General features: G+C 71.0%; 17 protein-coding genes and 1 pseudogene. 8 read left to right on the top strand and 10 right to left on the bottom strand.

The window, feature by feature from the left end:
* The first annotated feature begins 2 nt into the window (after positions 1-2).
* The 5 genes and pseudogenes from YWW_RS0110315 to YWW_RS37970 form a co-directional block, all read left to right on the top strand.
* A complete protein-coding gene (locus tag YWW_RS0110315; protein ID WP_035699177.1) occupies positions 3-890 on the top strand; it encodes a carbohydrate ABC transporter permease in 888 nt (295 codons plus the stop codon).
* 37 nt (positions 891-927) lie between these two features.
* A complete protein-coding gene (locus YWW_RS0110310; protein WP_026930060.1) occupies positions 928-1875 on the top strand; it encodes a glycoside hydrolase family 68 protein in 948 nt (315 codons plus the stop codon).
* Entirely contained in the window at positions 1872-2789 is a 918-nt protein-coding gene (locus tag YWW_RS0110305) for a carbohydrate kinase family protein (RefSeq protein ID WP_026930059.1), read from the top strand. Before YWW_RS0110310 ends, YWW_RS0110305 begins: the two co-directional genes overlap by 4 nt.
* A gap of 234 nt (positions 2790-3023) precedes the next feature.
* Positions 3024-4556: a GH32 C-terminal domain-containing protein gene (locus YWW_RS29535; protein WP_051325631.1), complete on the top strand. Its 1533-nt coding sequence runs from the start codon at positions 3024-3026 to the stop codon at positions 4554-4556.
* A gap of 59 nt (positions 4557-4615) precedes the next feature.
* Positions 4616-4786, top strand: a pseudogene (locus YWW_RS37970) (KR domain-containing protein); the annotation flags it as partial.
* A 104-nt stretch (positions 4787-4890) separates the two neighbouring features.
* Here the strand turns inward: YWW_RS37970 and YWW_RS0110295 are convergent.
* The 9 genes from YWW_RS0110295 to YWW_RS0110255 form a co-directional block, all read right to left on the bottom strand.
* Positions 4891-5145: a hypothetical protein gene (locus YWW_RS0110295; RefSeq protein ID WP_026930058.1), complete on the bottom strand. Its 255-nt coding sequence runs from the start codon at positions 5143-5145 to the stop codon at positions 4891-4893.
* Positions 5146-5170: 25 nt separating this feature from the next.
* Positions 5171-6523 (bottom strand): TRAP transporter large permease subunit, encoded by a 1353-nt coding sequence (locus YWW_RS0110290; RefSeq protein ID WP_026930057.1) that lies wholly within the window; start codon positions 6521-6523, stop codon positions 5171-5173.
* Between the two features lie 542 nt (positions 6524-7065).
* A complete protein-coding gene (locus YWW_RS0110285) occupies positions 7066-7728 on the bottom strand; it encodes a GntR family transcriptional regulator (protein WP_026930056.1) in 663 nt (220 codons plus the stop codon).
* 126 nt (positions 7729-7854) lie between these two features.
* Positions 7855-8544, bottom strand: coding sequence for a molybdate ABC transporter substrate-binding protein (locus YWW_RS0110280; protein ID WP_026930055.1), 690 nt, complete (start codon positions 8542-8544; stop codon positions 7855-7857).
* A gap of 30 nt (positions 8545-8574) precedes the next feature.
* The gene (gene otnC / locus YWW_RS0110275; RefSeq protein WP_026930054.1) at positions 8575-9204 is read right to left on the bottom strand and encodes a 3-oxo-tetronate 4-phosphate decarboxylase; all 630 of its coding nucleotides are present in this window, start codon (positions 9202-9204) and stop codon (positions 8575-8577) included.
* Complete coding sequence (gene otnK / locus YWW_RS0110270; RefSeq protein ID WP_026930053.1) at positions 9201-10454, bottom strand: 3-oxo-tetronate kinase; 1254 nt, start codon at positions 10452-10454, stop codon at positions 9201-9203. Before otnK ends, otnC begins: the two co-directional genes overlap by 4 nt.
* On the bottom strand, positions 10451-11128 hold the full coding sequence (locus tag YWW_RS0110265; protein ID WP_026930052.1) for an aspartate/glutamate racemase family protein: 678 nt from the start codon (positions 11126-11128) through the stop codon (positions 10451-10453). The genes otnK and YWW_RS0110265 overlap by 4 nt, the downstream gene beginning before the upstream one ends.
* Positions 11125-11913 carry a hydroxypyruvate isomerase family protein gene (locus tag YWW_RS0110260; protein ID WP_026930051.1) on the bottom strand — a complete coding sequence of 263 codons (789 nt, stop codon included), beginning with the start codon at positions 11911-11913 and terminating at the stop codon, positions 11125-11127. Before YWW_RS0110260 ends, YWW_RS0110265 begins: the two co-directional genes overlap by 4 nt.
* A gap of 10 nt (positions 11914-11923) precedes the next feature.
* The gene (locus YWW_RS0110255; protein WP_026930050.1) at positions 11924-12913 is read right to left on the bottom strand and encodes a phosphoglycerate dehydrogenase; all 990 of its coding nucleotides are present in this window, start codon (positions 12911-12913) and stop codon (positions 11924-11926) included.
* 318 nt (positions 12914-13231) lie between these two features.
* On the opposite strand from YWW_RS0110255, the gene YWW_RS0110250 reads away from it, so the two are divergent.
* Positions 13232-13636 carry a hypothetical protein gene (locus YWW_RS0110250; protein ID WP_026930049.1) on the top strand — a complete coding sequence of 135 codons (405 nt, stop codon included), beginning with the start codon at positions 13232-13234 and terminating at the stop codon, positions 13634-13636.
* A gap of 128 nt (positions 13637-13764) precedes the next feature.
* On the opposite strand, the gene YWW_RS35840 is transcribed toward YWW_RS0110250, so the two are convergent.
* Positions 13765-13914, bottom strand: coding sequence for a hypothetical protein (locus YWW_RS35840; protein ID WP_155830095.1), 150 nt, complete (start codon positions 13912-13914; stop codon positions 13765-13767).
* Between the two features lie 602 nt (positions 13915-14516).
* On the opposite strand from YWW_RS35840, the gene YWW_RS36860 reads away from it, so the two are divergent.
* Positions 14517-15803, top strand: coding sequence for a hypothetical protein (locus tag YWW_RS36860; RefSeq protein WP_211228509.1), 1287 nt, complete (start codon positions 14517-14519; stop codon positions 15801-15803).
* 822 nt (positions 15804-16625) lie between these two features.
* Positions 16626-17053: cellulose binding domain-containing protein (locus tag YWW_RS29525; RefSeq protein ID WP_211228508.1), on the top strand; the 428-nt coding region annotated here is incomplete at its 3' end.

Genomic DNA, 17053 nt, shown 5'->3' with positions numbered 1-17053 from the left:
CGATGAAGCCCAGAACGGCCGCGCGGCGGTGGTGGATCTACGCGCCGATGACCCTCCTGGCCGTCTTCTTCCTGTTCCCGATCGTCTTCATGGTCACCGCCAGCCTCAAGACCGACCACCAGATCTTCGCCGACATGGACTCGCTCAGGGCGTTCCTGCCGGTCGGCGAGATCGGCCTCGCCAACTACGCGGCGGTCTTCGAGCGCGTGCCGTTCTGGCGGTTCCTGGCCAACTCGGTGTTCGTCACCGCATGCGTCACCGCGTTCGGGCTGGTGGTCAACTCCATGTGCGGCTACGCCCTGGCCCGGATGCGCTGGAAGGGCCGCGCGGTGGTGTTCGGCTTCATCATCGCCACGCTCATCCTCCCGTTCGACACCACGATCGTCCCGATGGTCTACCTGGTGGCGAACCTGCCGTGGATCGGCTTCGAAGGGCTCCGGCCGGTGCTGGAGATCGGCTGGCTGAACACCTACCACGTCCAGATCATCCCGTTCATCGTCAACGCCTTCGCGATCTTCCTGTTCGCCCAGTACTTCAGCAGCCTGCCCAAGGGCCTCGAAGAGGCCGCCGCCATGGACGGCGCCGGATGGCTGCGCACCTACTGGCGCATCATCGTGCCGCTGTCCAAACCGGTCTTCGCCACCGTCACGATCCTGACCGTCGTGACCTCGCCCGCCACCTGGAACGCGTACCTGTGGCCGCTGATGACCGTCCAGAGCGAGGAGCTGCGGCCGGTCATGGTCGGCGTCCAGTACTTCTTCCAGCTCGACACCGACTGGGGCGAGGTCATGGCCTACATCTCGATGATCACGATCCCGATGGTCGCGGTCTTCATCGCCTTCCAGCGCGCCTTCATCCGGAGCATCGCCGGCGCCGGCATGAAGGACTGACCCCTCGCCCGAACACCCCGAGTAGCAAGGGAAACGAATGCTCAAGCTCGCCGACCACTGGGTCTGGGACTCCTGGTACGCCACCGACGAGGAGGGCCGCCACCACATGTTCTTCCTGCGCGCCTCCCGCGCCCTCCAGGAGGAGGGGCGGCGCCACCAGCGGGCCTCCATCGGCCACGCGGTCTCCGACGACCTGACCGATTGGGTCCTGCTGCCCGACGCGCTGGTCTTCGACGACGCGCCCGCCTGGGACGACCAGGCGACCTGGACAGGCTCGGTGGTGCGCGGCGACGACGGCGCGTGGCGCCTGTTCTACACCGGCGTCTCCCGGGCCGAGGGCGGCAAGGTGCAGCGGATCGGCGCCGCCGTCTCCGAGGACCTGCTCACCTGGCGGCGGCTCCCCGGGCCGCTGGTCGAGGCCGACCCCCGCCACTACGAGCGGTACCACCCCGACTCGGACTGGTTCGACGAGGCCTGCCGCGACCCGTGGGTGTTCCGCGATCCCGGCGGGGACGGCTGGCGGATGCTGTTCACCGCCAGGGCGGACGGCCCCGAGCCCGCCCGCGAGCGCGGCGTGGTCGGCCACGCCCGCTCGGCCGACCTCGAGGTCTGGGAGGTGCTGCCGCCGCTGAGCCGTCCCGACGCGCTCGGCTTCGGGCAGATCGAGGTGACGCAGCTGCACCGCGTCGACGGCCAGTGGCTGCTGCTGTTCTGCTGCGGCAAGGGCGAGGCCTCCGACGCCCGCCGCTCCCTGGGCGAGACCGGCGACAACTACGTGGTGCCGGTCGACGATCCGCTCGGCGGCTTCGACATCGCCAAGGCCCGCCCGTTCGAACACGAGAGCCTGTACGCGGCCCGCCTCCACGACGTGGACGGCGTCCCGCACCTGATCGGCTTCCGCAACATCGAGGACGGCGCGTTCATCGGCGAGATCACCGACCCGATCCCGGTGCGGTGGGACGGAGCGAGGCTGGTGCGCCGATGATCGGCGTGATCGGTGAGGCGCTGATCGACCTGGAGGTCGCCGAGACCGAGCCGGGCCGCCCGGTCGCGCATCCGGGCGGGAGCCCGATGAACGTGGCCGTCGCCCTGGGGCGACTGGGTTCGAAGGCGGCCTTCCTGGGCCGCTTGCCGACCGACGCCTTCGGTCGGCTCCTGCGGGACCACTTGACCGATGCCGGGGTCGACCTGCGGTGGGCCGTCGAGGCGGCGGAGCCGACGAGTCTGGCCCTCGTCTCGGTCGCGGCCGGAGGCGCGGCGAGCTATTCCTTCCACATCCACCGGACCGCCGACTGGCAGTGGTCGCCCGCCGAGCTTCCTCACTCGCCTGGGTTCGACGCCGTCCACGCCGGTTCGCTCGCCCTGGCGCTCGACCCCGGCGGCCCGGTGGTCGCCGAGTGGCTCGAGCGGCTCAGCGGGTCGACCACGATCAGCCTGGACCCGAACGTGCGCCCGGCGCTCCTGGGCGAGCGGGAGTCGTACCGGAGCCTGCTGGAGCGGTGGCTGTCGTTCGCCGCCGTCGTCAAGATCTCGGACGAGGACCTGGAGTGGGTCTGGCCCGGCGCCGACCCGGCGGAACTGGCCCGAGAGTGGACCGCCGAGGGCCGCAAGCTGGTGGTCGTCACGCGCGGCGGCGAAGGCTCGTCGGTGTTCTGCGGCGACGAGCGGTTCACGGTGCCCGCGCACCGGACCGAGGTGGTCGACACCGTCGGCGCCGGGGACGCCTTCAGCGGCGCCCTGCTCGACCGGTTGGGCCGCATCGGCCGCCTCGAACCCGAAGGCCTGGCGCGCCTGCGCCCCGAGGAGGCCCGCTCGGCGGTCGAGTTCGCCTCGAGGGTCGCGGCGATCACCTGCTCGCGGGCCGGCGCGAACCCGCCGTGGCGTTCGGAGCTCGCATGATCGGCACTCGGGCCGGGAAGCGGCGGCATTCGCCTCCGATACCGCGCACCGCCCGGAGCCGATGCCCCCGCCGATCCGGCCCCTGAGGCGCTTCAAGGGCTGCGCCGCAATTGCGGTGCAGCCCTTCGGAAATTAACCGAACTTAACCAATGATATTTATAGATTTAACTTCATTTAACTCATTAGCTTGGGTAGTGCCAATTCGAGAACACATACAACGGATTTGGAGCAACGATGCTGCGAACCTCGAGAAGAACACTGCTCCAGGCCGCCGGCCTCGGCGGCGCCGCGGTTCTAGTGGGGCTTCCTGCGGCGGCGCAGTCCCAGTCGCGTCGCCCGCTGTACCACTTCTCCGTCCCCGAAGGATGGAAGAACGACCCGCAGCGCCCGATATACGTCGACGGGAAGACTCGCTACTACTACCTCTACAACAAGGACTACCCGACACCGGGAACGGGCACCTCGTGGCGCCTGGTCGAATCCGACGACAATGTGGAATTCCACGACCTCGGCGTCGCCATCCCCAAGGAGACCAATCCCAACGGCTCCATCTGGTCCGGCTGCCTGGTCGTCGACGAGCACGACACCGCCGGTTTCGGCGCGGGCGCGGTCATCGCCCTCGCCACCCAGGAGGACCGCTTCGCGCCCGCACCGCACCGGCAGGCGCAGTTCCTGTTCCACTCGGCCGACGGCGGTCGCACCTTCGACCGACTCGACCAGCCGGTGCTGCCCAATCCCGGCGTCGTGGACTTCCGCGACCCCAAGGTGATCTGGGACGATCGGTACGACCGGTGGGTCATGGCCCTCGCCGAATTCGACAAGGTCGGCTTCTACCACTCCAGCGACCTCAAGAGCTGGACCTACGTCGACGGCTTCATCAGGGGCGGCCTGGGCACCTTCGAGTGCCCCGACCTGTTCTGGATCGACTCCGACACCGGCCCCGGCCGGTGGGTGCTGGGCGTCAGCGCCAACACCAAGGGCTCGGGCGGCATCGCGAACTACGCGTACTGGACCGGGGACTTCGACGGATCGAACTTCGTCCCCGAGCACCACGAGCCGAAATGGCTCGACCACGGCTGGGACTGGTACGGCGCCGTCACCTGGGAGCGGCGCGTCGACGGCCGGATCGACCCGAAGACCCGCTACGCCATCGGGTGGATGAACTTCTGGGACTACCCGAACAACACGCCCACGTGGGAGTCGGACGGGTTCAACGGGACCGATTCGATCGTGCGCGAGATCGCGCTGCACTGGTACGGCACGACCGAATCCGCGCTCGTGTCGCGACCGGTCCGGACCCTCGCCGACCGGGCGTCGAGGACGGTCGGCCTCGGCGACGTCCGAGTCGACGGCAAGCTGGTCCTCGACTACCGCGGCCGCGCCTACCAGGTCCAGACCCGCGTCACCTGGGACCGGTTGAACAACGTCGGCATGCAGCTGCGGCTGTCGGGAGACGGCTCCAGGCACATCGACGCCGGCGTCTACCGCCTGGGCGACTTCGCCTACCTCAACCGGGGATACACCGGCAACCCCGACCCGTCGGGGCGGTGGATGGAGAGCCGGACGCCGTTCAGCCCGGGTCGGAGGGAAGTGGACCTGCGGATCCTGATCGACAACACCTCCGCCGAGGTCTTCATCGACGACGGCCGCCACACCCACTCGAGCCTGGTGTTCCCCGAACCGGCCGACGACCGCCTCGCGCTGTTCACCGACGGCGGCGGCGCGACCTTCCACGGCCTCACCATCACCGAATTCGACCCGATCTGATCGCTCGGCCGGTCGGCTCCCCGGGGTGACCGCCACCCGGATGGCGCCGCGGCACCGAGCGCGGCGTCGAGCTCCGCATCGCCGATTACGGCCGGCCCGAGACCCTGAAGGAGGCCTTCGGCGAGGGCGACAAGATCCTGTTCGTCTCCGGCAGCGAGGTCGGGCGGCGCCTCCCGCAGCGCCGGGCCGTCCTCGACGCCGCGAACTTGACGCCGGTGGCGGCGCGGGCGATGGCCGCGGCGAAGCGGCCGCGTCCGGGGCACCGGTGAACCGCTTCACTCCTCGCTTGCCGGCGGGCGGACGGCGGCCCGTTCTCCGCGCCTGCTCGGGCCGCTCAGGCTTCGTCGGTGTCGATGTCCTCGCTCGCGACGTCGGCCTTCCCCTCCTCGGTGTACATCCGCAGGAAGGCGAAGACGCCCGCCAGGCCCGCGATGACGCAGACCGGCTCGAACAGGCTCGTGCCCGCGAAGACCACCATGTCGGCGTCGCCGACGATGACGCCCAGCACCTGGATGAAGGTGACGACGACGCCGCCGACGATGAGGATGACGATGCAGACCCGCGACAGGGTGGAAAGCAGTGCGCTCATTGTTCCGTTCTCCTAACTGGCCTGTTCACGGGACCCATGCGATGCCGACGGCCATGAGCACGCCGAGCAGGAACGTCGGGATGAGGTAGTACATGATCACCGGCTTGAACGTCTTGGCCGGATTGACCTCGGCGATGCCGGCGGCGACGTACAGCGGCGCGGCGCCCGGCGGCGATGCGCTCTCCGACGCGCCCCAGATCAGGACGGCCGCGTAGGCCGCCGCGGGCGCGACTCCCACGGCGGTCAGCGCGGCGTAGCCGACCCCGCCGACGGCGGCGATGGTGCCGGTGGTGCTCAGCGGGCCCGCGACGACGATGATCAGGGCCCCGACGATGGTCACCGCCAGGACGGCCGGGACGTCGCCGAGCTGCTCCAGCAGGGGCGCCAGTTGCTCGCCCAAGCCGAGGTTCGAGATGACCTCGGAGGCGGAGAACGCCGCGATCATGGTGGCCGCGACCAGGCCGAGCTTGGGGCTGACACCGCCGAGGAACTCCCACCACGCCCTGCCGGACTTCGGCAGGAGCCGCCGTCCGACGATGAGGCCGGGGATGAGCATCGCGGCGGGGAGCCAGAACAGCACGGGGATCGTGTCGGCGGCCTCGGTGCCGATCCGCTCCGTGACCGCCTCGCCGGAGGCGCCGTTGGTGGCGAGGATCGGGATCGCGATCGCGACGAGCACGGTGAAGGACGACCAGCCCGCTTTGACGGTGCGCCGGAGCGGCTGGATGTCCGCGGCGTCCATGGCGCCGACCGAACGGGCGCGGATCATGACGAACGCGGCGATGACGCGGGTGGCGAGGAACCAGAACGCGGCCACGAACGCGGTCAGGATGACGTCGTTCGAGGAGAGGTCCCCCACGACGGTCGGGGCGGCCAGCAGCAGGAAGAACGCGCCGCTGAAGGGGAACACCGCGCCGATCCCGGCGTTGCCGCCGAGGACGGTCGCGGCGGTCTCGCCGCTCGCGTTGGAGCGCTTGATCCACGGGATCGTGATCGAGCCGATGGTGGCGGCGGTGGCGGCGCCGTTGTGGGCGACCGCGCCGAACAGGGCCGAGCCGAAGGTGGCGGCGTAGAGGGAGCCGCCGCGGAAGCGCCCGATCATCGAGCTGAGGACGTCGACGATGCGCTGCACGATGCCGACGCGCACCAGCAGCTCGCCGACGACCACGAAGGCGAGGGCCGCGTAGGTCACCTCGTTCATCAGGCCGTCCATCAGCCCGATCCACAGCGCCGAGGGGAAGTCGGTGCCGGCGAAGAGGGCGCTGACGATGAAGCCGGCGAACATGGCCTCGCCGATGTTGCGTTTGAACAGCACGTTCCAGACGACGATCGTGCCGATGAAGGCGGCCAGGGCGATGACCGCGATGTAGTCGCTCACGAGCCGTCCTCCGTCGCTGACGGGCTCACAGCAGAGCGAGGGGTAGGGGGGTGGGGCACTGTCTGGCCTCCTCGTTGAAACCGGATGGACTACTGCCCGTCAAACAATACTATAGTTTTGATAATAATCAAACAGTATTGAGTGGTCGATTCCAGCGATCGGCGGCGCGGCGTGCGCGCGGCGGGCGGCGGGGGCGGGAGCGAGCGGCGGCCGCGGGTGAAGCATGCGCGGCATGCCGAAGGGGCGCAGCGGAGACGGCGCCGGGTCGGGTCGTCCGCGGCGGTGGCGCTTCCCGCGGCGTCCCGTGGCGGCACGGGATGAGCAGAGGCCGATCCGACTCGGTGGCGCTGCCCGCGCGGCGTCCCGGACGTATCGCCTGGGAGGCCGCGAAGGCGTGTCGTGAGACGACCGGCCTCGTCTGGGCGGCGCCCTTCAGACGCGCACTGCGGCCCTGGCCGGGGCCGACGGAAGGGCCGGGCGGTCAGTCGGTCGACAGGCCGAGCCGGGGAACCGGCGTCGGCGGGACGGCGGAGGCGGGAGGCTCACGCCAGGACGCGGGCCTTCGCCCCTTCGAGGTGGCCGCGCATGAGGGCGGCCGCGCCCTCGGCGTCGCGCGCCTGGAGCGCGTCGAGGATGAGGCGGTGCTCGCGGGCGGCGTTGCCGGCCCCGGTGCGCCCCCGCTTGGTGAACAGCCGGAACCGCTGCATCTGCCCGTCGAGCGAGTGCAGGGCCTGCTCGAGGAAGGGGTTGTCGCTCTGCGCGGCGATCAGCCGGTGGAAGGCGTCGTCCGAGGTCCAGTAGTGCCTGAAGCCGTCGGTGTCGTCATCGGCGTGCGGCACCGTGGCGTCGAGGTCGTCGACCGTGGCGCGCAGTTCGTCGAGGAACTCGGGGGTGGTGCGCAGGCCCGCCTGGAGGGCCAGTTCGGGCTCGATCACCATGCGCGCCTCCATGAGCTTCGCGACCTCGCGGTCGCTCAGCGCGTCGGCGACCTGATAGCCCTTGAGCGCCTCGCGGCGCACGAGCCCGGTGTGCTCGAGCCGCGCGAGGGCCTCGCGCAGGGGCGTCTGGCTCACTTCCAGTTCGCGGGCCAGCGCGCCGATGTTGAGCGGCTCCCCCGCGGTGCGCCGGCCGTCGAGGAACTGCTGGAGGAGGACGTTGTACATCCGGTCCGCCACCGGCTCGCGCGTCGACCGCCTGTTGACCATCACATCGCTCCCTTTTGCTGTGCAGATCGATTCTGCCATACACGATCGGAACCGATTCGATACCGGAAGCGCCCATACCCGAGCACCGGGCGGGGGCCGCCCGCCAGGCCGGGCGGCCCCCGCGGCTCAGGCGGCGACCTCCAAATTGGTCCGCCGGTAGGCCTCGGCCGCGCTCGGGCCGGTGAGGTAGTCGGCGAAGGCCCGCGCCTCGTCGGCCGCGCCGGTGCTCAGCGCCGCGGAGAACTCGGTGTAGTGCTGGACCTCGGCGGGGAAGGGCCCGGCGATCGTCGCCTCGGGGACGAAGAGGAGCTCGCTCATCTGCTGGACGGCGATGTCGGCGCGGCCGTCGACGACGGCCTCGGCGATGAATCCCTTCTCGATGATCGTCGCCCGCTCGTTGATCCGCTCGGCGATGCCCAGGTCCTCGATGAGCCGCGCGAAGTAGATGCCGCTGGCGCCGGTGACGGAGTAGGCGACGCTGCGGGCGTCGAGGAGGGTCCGCACGAAGGCGGCCTCGGTGGCGATGTCGGGCGCGTCGGCGCCCGGCGGCACGGCGATGCCGATGCCGGTGCGGGCGACGGCTCTGCGGGTCGAGAGGTCGACGACGCCGCGTTCGGCGAGCGGGTCGAATGAGCCGGTGACCCCGATCATCACGTCGAAGGTCTCACCGGCGTCGATGCGGCGCACGAGCTGCACCGTCGGGTCGAACACCGGCTCGACGGCGAGGCCGGTGTCGGCGGTGAAGGCGTCGAGGACGACGTCGTCGAGCGCTTTGCGGACGGCGAGCGTGGAGAACAGGGTGATGGCGCGTGCCATGGCGGTTCCTCTCTGTCGGACGGAGTCTGCTCAGGACGGGCGGAGCGCGGCGGCCTGCTCGGCGGTGAGGGGGCGCGTGGCCGCGCCGCGCAGCAGGAGGTGCAGTTTCGCGGTCTCCTCGAGTTCCTCGACGGCGTCGAGGGCGGCGGCGAGGGTGGCTCCGGCGACGACGGGGCCGTGGTTGCTCAGCAGCATCGCGTGCGCCTCGCGCGCGGTCCGCTCGGCCAGTGCTTCGAGGCGCGTGTCGCCGGGCGCGTGGTAGGGCAGCAGCGGGAGCCGGCCGACGCGCATGGCGTAGTAGGCGGTCAAGGGCGCGAGCGCGTCGTCGGGGTCGAGCCCTGCCAGGCACGAGACCGCGGCGGCGTGGGTCGAGTGGGTGTGGACGACGGCGTCGTCGCCGGGGCGGGCGCGCAGCACCGCGGCGTGCAGGAAGGCCTCCTTCGACGGGCGCGGGCCCGCCAGGTGCGCGCCGCGGTCGTCGATGAGGGAGAGCGCTTCGGCGGTGACGGTGCCCAGGCTGGAGCCGGTGGGGGTGATGAGGACGCCCGCCGCGGTGCGCACCGAGAGGTTGCCGGTGCTGCCGTGGGTCAGGCCCCGGTCGAACAGGGAGCGGGCGGCGGCGATGATCTGCTCGGCCGCGGTCGCGGTGTCGACGGTCATGGTCGCTCCTCTGCGGCGGATGCGGTGAGCAGGAGGTCCGGTTCGCCGAAGTTCCCGGATTTGAGCAGCAGGTCCAGGCCCTGTCCGGTGCGGATCCACGGCACGCCGCGGGCGGCCTCGGCGCCGATGACGCCGCCGCCGACGGCGAGCGCGGCCACGATCGCGCCCGAGGTCTCGCCGCCCGCGCACACGAACCTGGTGACGCCCCGCCGCCGCAGCCCTCTGGCGATCCGGGCGGTCGCGGCCTCGAGGATCTCGGCCGAGCGCTCGGTGCCCAGGGCCCGCTGGACCGCGGCCAGCTCGGCCGGCGGCAGCGAGGAGTAGATCAGCGGCGCCCGGCCCGGGTCGAGCGCGTCGTACCAGGCCAGGGCGTGCTCGGCCAGGGCGTGGGGGTCCGGCGTCGCGGCGGCGTCGAGGCGGTGGGCGGGACGCCCGGCCCGGCGCATCAGGTCGACCTGTTCGAGGGTGCGCCGCGAGCAGCTGCCCGCGAGGACCACGGCGGTGCCGCCGGGCGGCCGCTCCGGCGCGGCCGTCCGCGGCCCGCCCCGTTCGGCGACGATGCGCGCGAGCGCCCCCGCGAGCCCGGCGCCGCCGCCGCTGAGCGGTTCGTCGGCGATCGCCCGGGCGATGACGAGCAGGTCGTCGTCGGTGATGGCGTCGGGGAACAGGTACCGGTGGCCGGTGCGCGCCTCGGCGATCCGGGCGGCGAGGGCCTCGGCGCCGTCCCGCACGATCCGGTGCGGGAGGACGGCGGCGGCGCCCGCGGCGGTCTGCGCGTCCATGAGGCGCACCAGGGACGAGTCCCGCATCGGCGTGAGCGGGTGGTCGCGCATGGGCGACTCGGCCAGCGGCCGGTCGTGCACGAACAGGTGGCCCTGGTAGGCGGTGCGGCCGTGCTCGGGCGAGCTCGGCGTGGTGACGACGGCGTCGGTGCCGGTGAACGCGGCGAGCGCGTCGAAGACCGGCCCGATGTTGCCCTCGGCGGTGGAGTCGAAGGTCGAGCAGTATTTGAAGTAGAGCCGGGAGGCGCCCGCCTCGCGCAGCCGCTCGGCCGCGGCGAGGCTCTGGGCCACCGCGTCGGCGGCGGGGATCGTGCGGGTCTTCAGCGCGATCACGGCCGCGTCCAAAGCGGCGTCGACGCCGCCGGGAGGCGGCGTGTCGAAGTAGACGCCGGTGCGCAGTCCCTGCCGGTGGAACGCGACGGCGGCGTCGGTGCCGCCGGTCATGTCGTCGGCGATGGTGCCGATCACGGCGCCTCCTCGCCGTCCGCGAGGAGGCGGCGCAGGGCGGCGGCCGAGCTCGCCGGTCCGGAGACGACCGGGACGCCGAGCGCCGCTCGCAGCCGCTCCCCGGCCGGGGCCAGCGAGTACTGGGCGAGGAAGACGGCCTCGACCTCCGGCGCGAGTGGACGGCAGGCGTCGATCAGCGCGGTGACCAGCCCTTCGGCGTCCTGCGCCCGGGTCGCCGCCATCGCGGCGGGCACGGCGAGGCCCCTGACGTCGGCCTCGGCCCCGCTCGCGTCGAGCGCCTCGCTCAGGCGCGCGACCGAGTCGTCTCTCGCGGCCTCGAAGGAGGCGACGACGAGGACCCGGCCGTAGCCGGCGCGCGCGATGTCGGCGAACGCCGCCTCGTCCGGGGCGAGCACCGGTCGGTCCGAGCGGAAGCCCTGCGCGACAGGACCGTAGAGCGAGCAGGTCAGCAGCACCCCGTCGGCGCCCTCGGCGAGCGCGTGCCCGATCAGGCGGGCCATGCGGGACCGCAGGCCGCCGTCGAGCCCGCCGCGGGCGTCCGCATCGGACAGGAGGCGGTCGTCGAGCAGGTTCCACACCTGCGCTTCGGGAAAGGCCTCGGACAGCGCGTCGCGCGCGGGCGGTATGGCGGCGGTGACGGCGCTGATCAGCGCGATCCTCGGCGCGGCGCTCATGCCGTGGCCTCCCGCATCCACCCCAGCCCGGCGACGGTCCCGGCCTTGGGCCGGTACTCGCAGCCGATCCAGCCGTCGTAGCCGGAGCGGGCGACGGCCTCGAACAGCCCTGACCATCCGATCTCGCCGGTGCCGGGCTCGTGGCGCGAGGGCGGGTCGGCGACCTGGAGATGGAGGACGAGCTCGTGGAAGCGCAGGTAGGTGCGGATCAGGTCGCCTTCGTCGATCTGCGCGTGGTAGAAGTCCAGGAGCAGCCCCACCCGTTCGGGACCGACCGCCTCCGCGACGGCGGCGGCCTGCGCCTGCGTCTCGAGGACGAAGCCGGGCGCGTCGCGTTTGTTCTGCGCTTCGAGCAGCAGGCGGACGCCGGTGCCGCGGGCCTGCTCGGCGGCCCACGCGAGGTTCGCGACGTAGCGGGCGAAGGCCCGGTCGCGGCTGACGCCTTCGGGGACCAGGCCGCCGACGACGTGCAGGAACGGCGCCCCCAGCGCGGTGGCGTACTCGAGGCCGCGCAGGACGCCGTCGCGGTATTCGCCGACCGCGTCGGGGATGCAGGCGAGGCCTTGGCGGGTGGGCGATCCGGCCGGGCCCATGGGCGTGTTGACGAGGATCTGCGCGAGGCCGTTGTCGTCGAGCAGCCGCTTCAGGCGGGCGGCGGTGTGCGCATAGGGCGAGGCGTATTCGACGGCGGTGAACCCGGCGTTCGCGGCGGCCTCGAAGCGGGCTTCGAACTCGTGCTCGGTGAACAGCCATTTGAGGTTGGCGTCGAAGCGAAGGGTCGTCATGGTCTCCTCCTCAGCTCGCGGCGCGCGCTCGGACGCACTGCGGGTTGACGGTCTGCGGCGGGATGCGGCCTTCGAGCCCGTCGACGACGGAGCGGGCGGCCGTCATGCCCGAACGCGCCCTCGACTCGACGGTCGCGGCTCCGATGTGGGCGGTGACGACGAGGTTGTCGAGTCCGCGGAGGCGGCTGTCGGCGGGCAGCGGCTCGACCTCGACCGTGTCCAGGGCCGCGCCGGCGAGCTTGCCCGAGGCCAGGGCGTCGGCGAGGGCGTCCTCGTGCACGACGCCGCCGCGGGCGGCGTTGACCAGGAAGGCGCCGTCCTTCATCTTGGCGATCGCCGCGGCGTCGATGAGGTGGCGGGTCTCGGGGGAGAGGAACAGGTGCAGGCTGACGAAGTCCGCCTCGCCGAGGAGCTCGTCCAGGCCCGCTTCGCGGATGCCGTGCTCCCGGGCGAACTCGTGGTCGGGGAAGGGGTCGTGGGCGATCACCGTCATGCCCAGCCCCTGCGCCATGGTCGCGACGAGCTTGCCGATCGCGCCCAGCCCGACCACGCCCAGGACCGCGCCGCCCAGTTCGCGGCCGGAGACCTGGTCCCAGCCGCCGCCGCGCACGCTCGCGACGTTCTGCGGGATCATCCGCGCGGCGGCCAGCAGCAGGCCGATGGTGTGCTCGGCGACGGACTGGCGGTTGACGCCGGGGGTCGGGCACACGGCGATGCCGCGGGCGGTCGCGGCCTCGACGTCGATGTTGTCGTAGCCGACGCCGGTCCGGCCGATCACCCGCAGCTTCGGGGCCGCGTCGAGCACCTCGGCGGTGAAGGGGTCGGTGCCCGCGATGACCGCGTCGAAGGGTCCGACGAGGTCGATCAGGCGCTCGCCGGTCCGCGCGCGGTCCTTGAACGAGCTGTGCGCCACCTCCAGATCCGAGTCGCGCAGGTACCGGTGCACCTCGTCGTCCGGGCGAAGCCACGCGGTGGTGACGAGCACGCGTCCCCTGGTCATCTCCGGTGTTCCTCTCTGAGCGGCCGATCCGCCGCCGGTGCGGGCTCCCGAGGGGGCCGATGAATAAAATACTATAGCGCTAGATGAAATCGTACATGACGAGTTCGCTTCGTGCCAGGACCGGCGTATCGGCCGCCCCCGAGGCCCGTCGGGGGCTTCGGCGAGCGCTCCGCGCCGCACGAGCCCCTGGCGGGGAAGGCTGACACGCGGCCGCCCGGCCGCGACAGGGCGATGTCAGCACGGTGTCAGGGCGTCCGTCGACAGTTGTCTCACCAAGGCGAAACGCCCCGGAAGAACCGCAACGAAGGAGCAACTCCCATGACCGTCAACCTTTCCGCCCAGGACGAGACCACCATCCGCACCGCCGCTTGGGGCACCGTCACCCTGCTGTCCTTCGCGGGCATCGCCGGTTCGGCCCACAAGGTCGGCACCGAGGCCTCCCTGGCCCTGAACGCCGCCACCGGCGCGGTCGGCCACGTCCTGGCCGAGCAGGCCGGCGGCGTGAAGATCAAGGGCAAGTCCGCGGCCGCCATCGCCGACCAGGTCCTGCCCGCGCTGACCGCGTCGGTGAAGCTGCTCGGGGAGCAGGACGAGGCCGAGGCGGAGAACTTCCGCACGACGATCACCGTCGCCGTCGAGGCCGCCAACCGCGCCCACAAGGGCGAGCCCAGCCCCACGATGGCCGAGATGTCCCGCAAGATCACCGAGGCGCTGCACGCCTGACGGGCGCCTTGACCGGACAGCCCCCGGGAAGCACAGTGGGAGCCGGCCGCTTTCGCGGCCGGCTCCCACTGTGCTCGGTGCGCCGCCGCGGCCTCGGCTTCCGTCGCGCTGCCGCTCGCGGGCGCCTGTCAGGCGCTCGACGACTCGGCCGCGGTGGCGGCGGGGCCGGCGAGGCCGCCTGGGGCGGCGTTCGCGAAGCCGAGCGCGCCCACGGCCGGTGCGGCACCGGCCAAGGCGCCCAGGCGGAGCGCGGTTCCGCGTGAGAAGGGGGCGTTCACGACGGCCCGCCTCCGGTGCGGCGGGGCGGGGTCGGTCGTCGCCGTTGTGCCATCGCATGCCTCCGGAAGTGTCGGCGGCTCAGGCCGGGCCAGCGTCCGGAAAAACTCAGAAAAGGTTTTCGAATCGCTGGACGGGCTCTCGTATGGGCCCCGTTTCGCGCGTCAATGCACCGACCGGGGCCGATGCAATCCGGAGGTGCCGACCGGGCGGGGCCGAAAGGCTCGCCGCCGTGGCGGGAGTCCGAAGCTTCGCTGCACCCGCCCTGGTGGTGTGTATCGATAAAGGCGACTGCAACTAACATTGATCTTGATCTATGCATTGACACTCTGGAGCATGGGCTCGTACCATAACGCCTACAACGATTCAGAAAACCTTTTCGGTTTGCTTTCGGTCTCGATCCCGGCCCCGCACCGACCCACGCCCTTCGGAGGCACGCCATGGCGCAACGGCATCGGCCGTCCCGGCTCCCCGCACCCGCAGGCGGGCCGCCATGCGGAGCGGCGGGACCGGCGTCGTCGAACGGCGCGCCCCCACTCCGACCCCCGAACCGGCGCCACCGGTGCCGAATGCAAGAGAACTCCAACCGGCACAAGGAGAAACCATGCTGAGACACGCACAACGTCCGAAGCTGCGACTGCTGCTCGCCGCAGTGCTCGCCGCCGCGACGGCCTGGACGCTCCAGGCCCTCACCGCCACCGCCGCGCAGGCTCAAGCGGCCAATGTGGCCAACGCCGCCACGCCGTCGGCGTCGTACACCTCCCCATGGGAGACGGTCGACGCGGTCAACGACGGCGTCGACCCGCCCCAGTCCAACGACGCCCAGAACGCCCGCTGGGGCACCTGGCCCGAAGAGGGCACCCAATGGGTCCAGCTCACCTGGGGCGGACCGGTCACCGTCTCCTCGTCCGACATGTACTTCTTCGACGACAACGGCGGCGTCCGCGTCCCCGCCTCATGGCACATCGAATACCGCTCCGGCGACTCATGGCAGCCGGTGATCGCCGACGGCCCCTACGGCACCACGCCCGACCAGTACAACTCGGTCGAGTTCGGCCAGGTCACCACCACCGCCCTCCGCGCCGTCCTCCACAGCGGCGAGGCCAGCGTCGGCGTCCTCGAATGGAACGTCTACGGCGAGGGCGGCGGCCAGCAGGAGGAGTGGAACCCGCCCTCGAACCTGGTGCAGCCGTTGAACGAGGTCTGGGCGCATGTGGAGGACACCTACAACCTCGACTTCCGCAACTTCGGCTGGGACCAGGTCATGGCCACCGGCGGCGCGATCAACTACTGCGTCCGCTGGGATTCGCAGAACCCGGTCTCGGCCTCGCTGCGCGATGACATCGAGTCCAAACTCCAAGAGCAGTACCAGTTGTGGTTCGACCAGATGGTCGGCTGGAACGAGTGGCCGTTCCAGCGGATCGAGGTGAACGTGGTCGGCTGGGCCGCCTACGACCGCGACCTGCTCCAGTGGAGCGACGACTCGGTCGACATCTACATCGGGGACATCCGGGAGGACGCGCCGCAGTGCGCCGAGGACTGCGGCCGGTTCTTCCACCAGGACGGTAACTACCCGAACTGCCCTGGCGGCTACGACCACCACTACGACCAGTCGCTGTGGCTGACGCAGGGCATGGGCGGAGGCGCCGGCGGCGACTGGGGCCAGCGCATGGGCCAGGAGTACTTCGTGAACGCGCTCGGCTCGGACCAGGTCACGATCTACCTGCACGAGGTGGGGCACACCTTCGGGCTCGACGACTTCTACGACTGGACCCCGACCGGGCAGTGCTGCTTCATCATGAAGGCCGGGTCCTCCTCGACCATCACCGAGTTCGACCGGTGGATGCTGCGCGACTGGTGGCGCCACCTCAAATCCCGATACGGACTCTGATCCCGGCCCGCCCGCGGACGCGCCGGTGCCGTGCGGGCGCCGCCACGACTCGTGGCGGCGCCCGAGCTTCCCGCCCGATCCGTTCCTGCACGCCGATGCCGTGCCGCTTCGTCGGCGCCCGCGGCAACGCCCCGAGTGGGACCCGAACGGTGAGGCCGTGTCTCGGCTCGGACGGCCGCGCCCCGCTGCGGAACGGGATCGGGCCGGAGACACGCTGCGCCGCCGGTGGCGGGATGCGGTCAAGGTCGAGCCGGCGAAGAACGCCGCAGCGCCGGGACGGCTGCTGATCCCGCCTCACGCGATCGAGACGGATGCGGCGTGAACCTCGCACCGCCTGCGGGAAGCCGGCGCGCGAACCCCTTGTTTCAGGTGCGGGCGCCCCGAATCCCGGCCGGAAGATCGGGTGGCCGGTTCTCGGAAGTTTCCAGGAGCCGCGGCGAAGCAGTCGACTGGTATCACATTAGAACCATTCGCATCGGCTGTCCGAGTAGTAATTTTCGGACGGCCTTTCGCCGTTTTCCGGGTCGAGATGTGGAGTGTTACCGCAGCTCTTTATCGTTACAGGCTTGTTTCTGGCGATGTGGCGGATTTCCCGTCCGGCAGTGATTTCGCTGTATTAAGCGCTTGCCTATGGAAAGTTTCTGAAAATTCCATGGAAATATTGACAGACCGTCCAAATATAGGTGAGCATCGATATATAGCTTGGGAGCGCTTTCCTCTTCAAGCGACCCTCACATCGATTCAACGCGAGCCAAGACACCCGGCGAACCCTTTCGGGCGCCGCTGGAGCGGCGGAGTCCGAAGAGCGAAGGAAATCGAGACATGCAAGTACATCGAAGAAATAGGAGATTCGCGGTCACCGCCGCGGCCGTCGCCGCGCTCGGTGCCGGCGCCTTGACCATCGCCTCGGCGAACCAGGCGTCCGCCGAAGCGGGATGCGAGGTCGACTACAACGTCATCAGCAGCTGGGGCGGGGGTTTCCAGGCCAACATCGTCGTCACCGCCGACGAGCCGATCAACGGCTGGGAGATCGCCTGGGACTTCCCCTCCGGCACCTCCGTCCAGAGCGCCTGGAACGTCGACTGGAGCCAGAGCGGCTCGACCTTCACCGGCTCCGACGTCGGATGGAACGGCTCCATCGCCTCCGGCCAGAGCCGCGAGGTCTTCGGCTTCGTCGGCTCGGGCAGCTCGACCGCGCCCGGCCAGTTCACCATCAACGGCGACGTCTGCAACAACCAGGACGACCCCGA

The organism is Glycomyces tenuis DSM 44171 (assembly GCF_000427885.1).
GTDB classification, from domain to species: domain Bacteria; phylum Actinomycetota; class Actinomycetes; order Mycobacteriales; family Micromonosporaceae; genus Glycomyces; species Glycomyces tenuis.
Note: the sequence above shows the minus strand (reverse complement) of the source record. Positions and strands in the feature narration are given on the sequence as shown.

What these genes read in the sequence shown, in the direction of transcription:
- otnC (WP_026930054.1), bottom strand. Translation starts at nt 9,204, where the DNA reads ATGACCGTCGACACCGCGACCGCGGCCGAGCAGATCATCGCCGCCGCC.
- YWW_RS0110255 (WP_026930050.1), bottom strand. Translation starts at nt 12,913, where the DNA reads ATGACCAGGGGACGCGTGCTCGTCACCACCGCGTGGCTTCGCCCGGAC.
- YWW_RS0110250 (WP_026930049.1), top strand. Translation starts at nt 13,232, where the DNA reads ATGACCGTCAACCTTTCCGCCCAGGACGAGACCACCATCCGCACCGCC.
- YWW_RS29535 (WP_051325631.1), top strand. Translation starts at nt 3,024, where the DNA reads ATGCTGCGAACCTCGAGAAGAACACTGCTCCAGGCCGCCGGCCTCGGC.
- YWW_RS0110260 (WP_026930051.1), bottom strand. Translation starts at nt 11,913, where the DNA reads ATGACGACCCTTCGCTTCGACGCCAACCTCAAATGGCTGTTCACCGAG.
- YWW_RS0110295 (WP_026930058.1), bottom strand. Translation starts at nt 5,145, where the DNA reads ATGAGCGCACTGCTTTCCACCCTGTCGCGGGTCTGCATCGTCATCCTC.
- YWW_RS0110265 (WP_026930052.1), bottom strand. Translation starts at nt 11,128, where the DNA reads ATGAGCGCCGCGCCGAGGATCGCGCTGATCAGCGCCGTCACCGCCGCC.
- YWW_RS0110285 (WP_026930056.1), bottom strand. Translation starts at nt 7,728, where the DNA reads ATGGTCAACAGGCGGTCGACGCGCGAGCCGGTGGCGGACCGGATGTAC.
- YWW_RS0110305 (WP_026930059.1), top strand. Translation starts at nt 1,872, where the DNA reads ATGATCGGCGTGATCGGTGAGGCGCTGATCGACCTGGAGGTCGCCGAG.
- YWW_RS0110280 (WP_026930055.1), bottom strand. Translation starts at nt 8,544, where the DNA reads ATGGCACGCGCCATCACCCTGTTCTCCACGCTCGCCGTCCGCAAAGCG.
- YWW_RS0110310 (WP_026930060.1), top strand. Translation starts at nt 928, where the DNA reads ATGCTCAAGCTCGCCGACCACTGGGTCTGGGACTCCTGGTACGCCACC.
- YWW_RS36860 (WP_211228509.1), top strand. Translation starts at nt 14,517, where the DNA reads ATGCTGAGACACGCACAACGTCCGAAGCTGCGACTGCTGCTCGCCGCA.
- YWW_RS0110315 (WP_035699177.1), top strand. Translation starts at nt 3, where the DNA reads ATGAAGCCCAGAACGGCCGCGCGGCGGTGGTGGATCTACGCGCCGATG.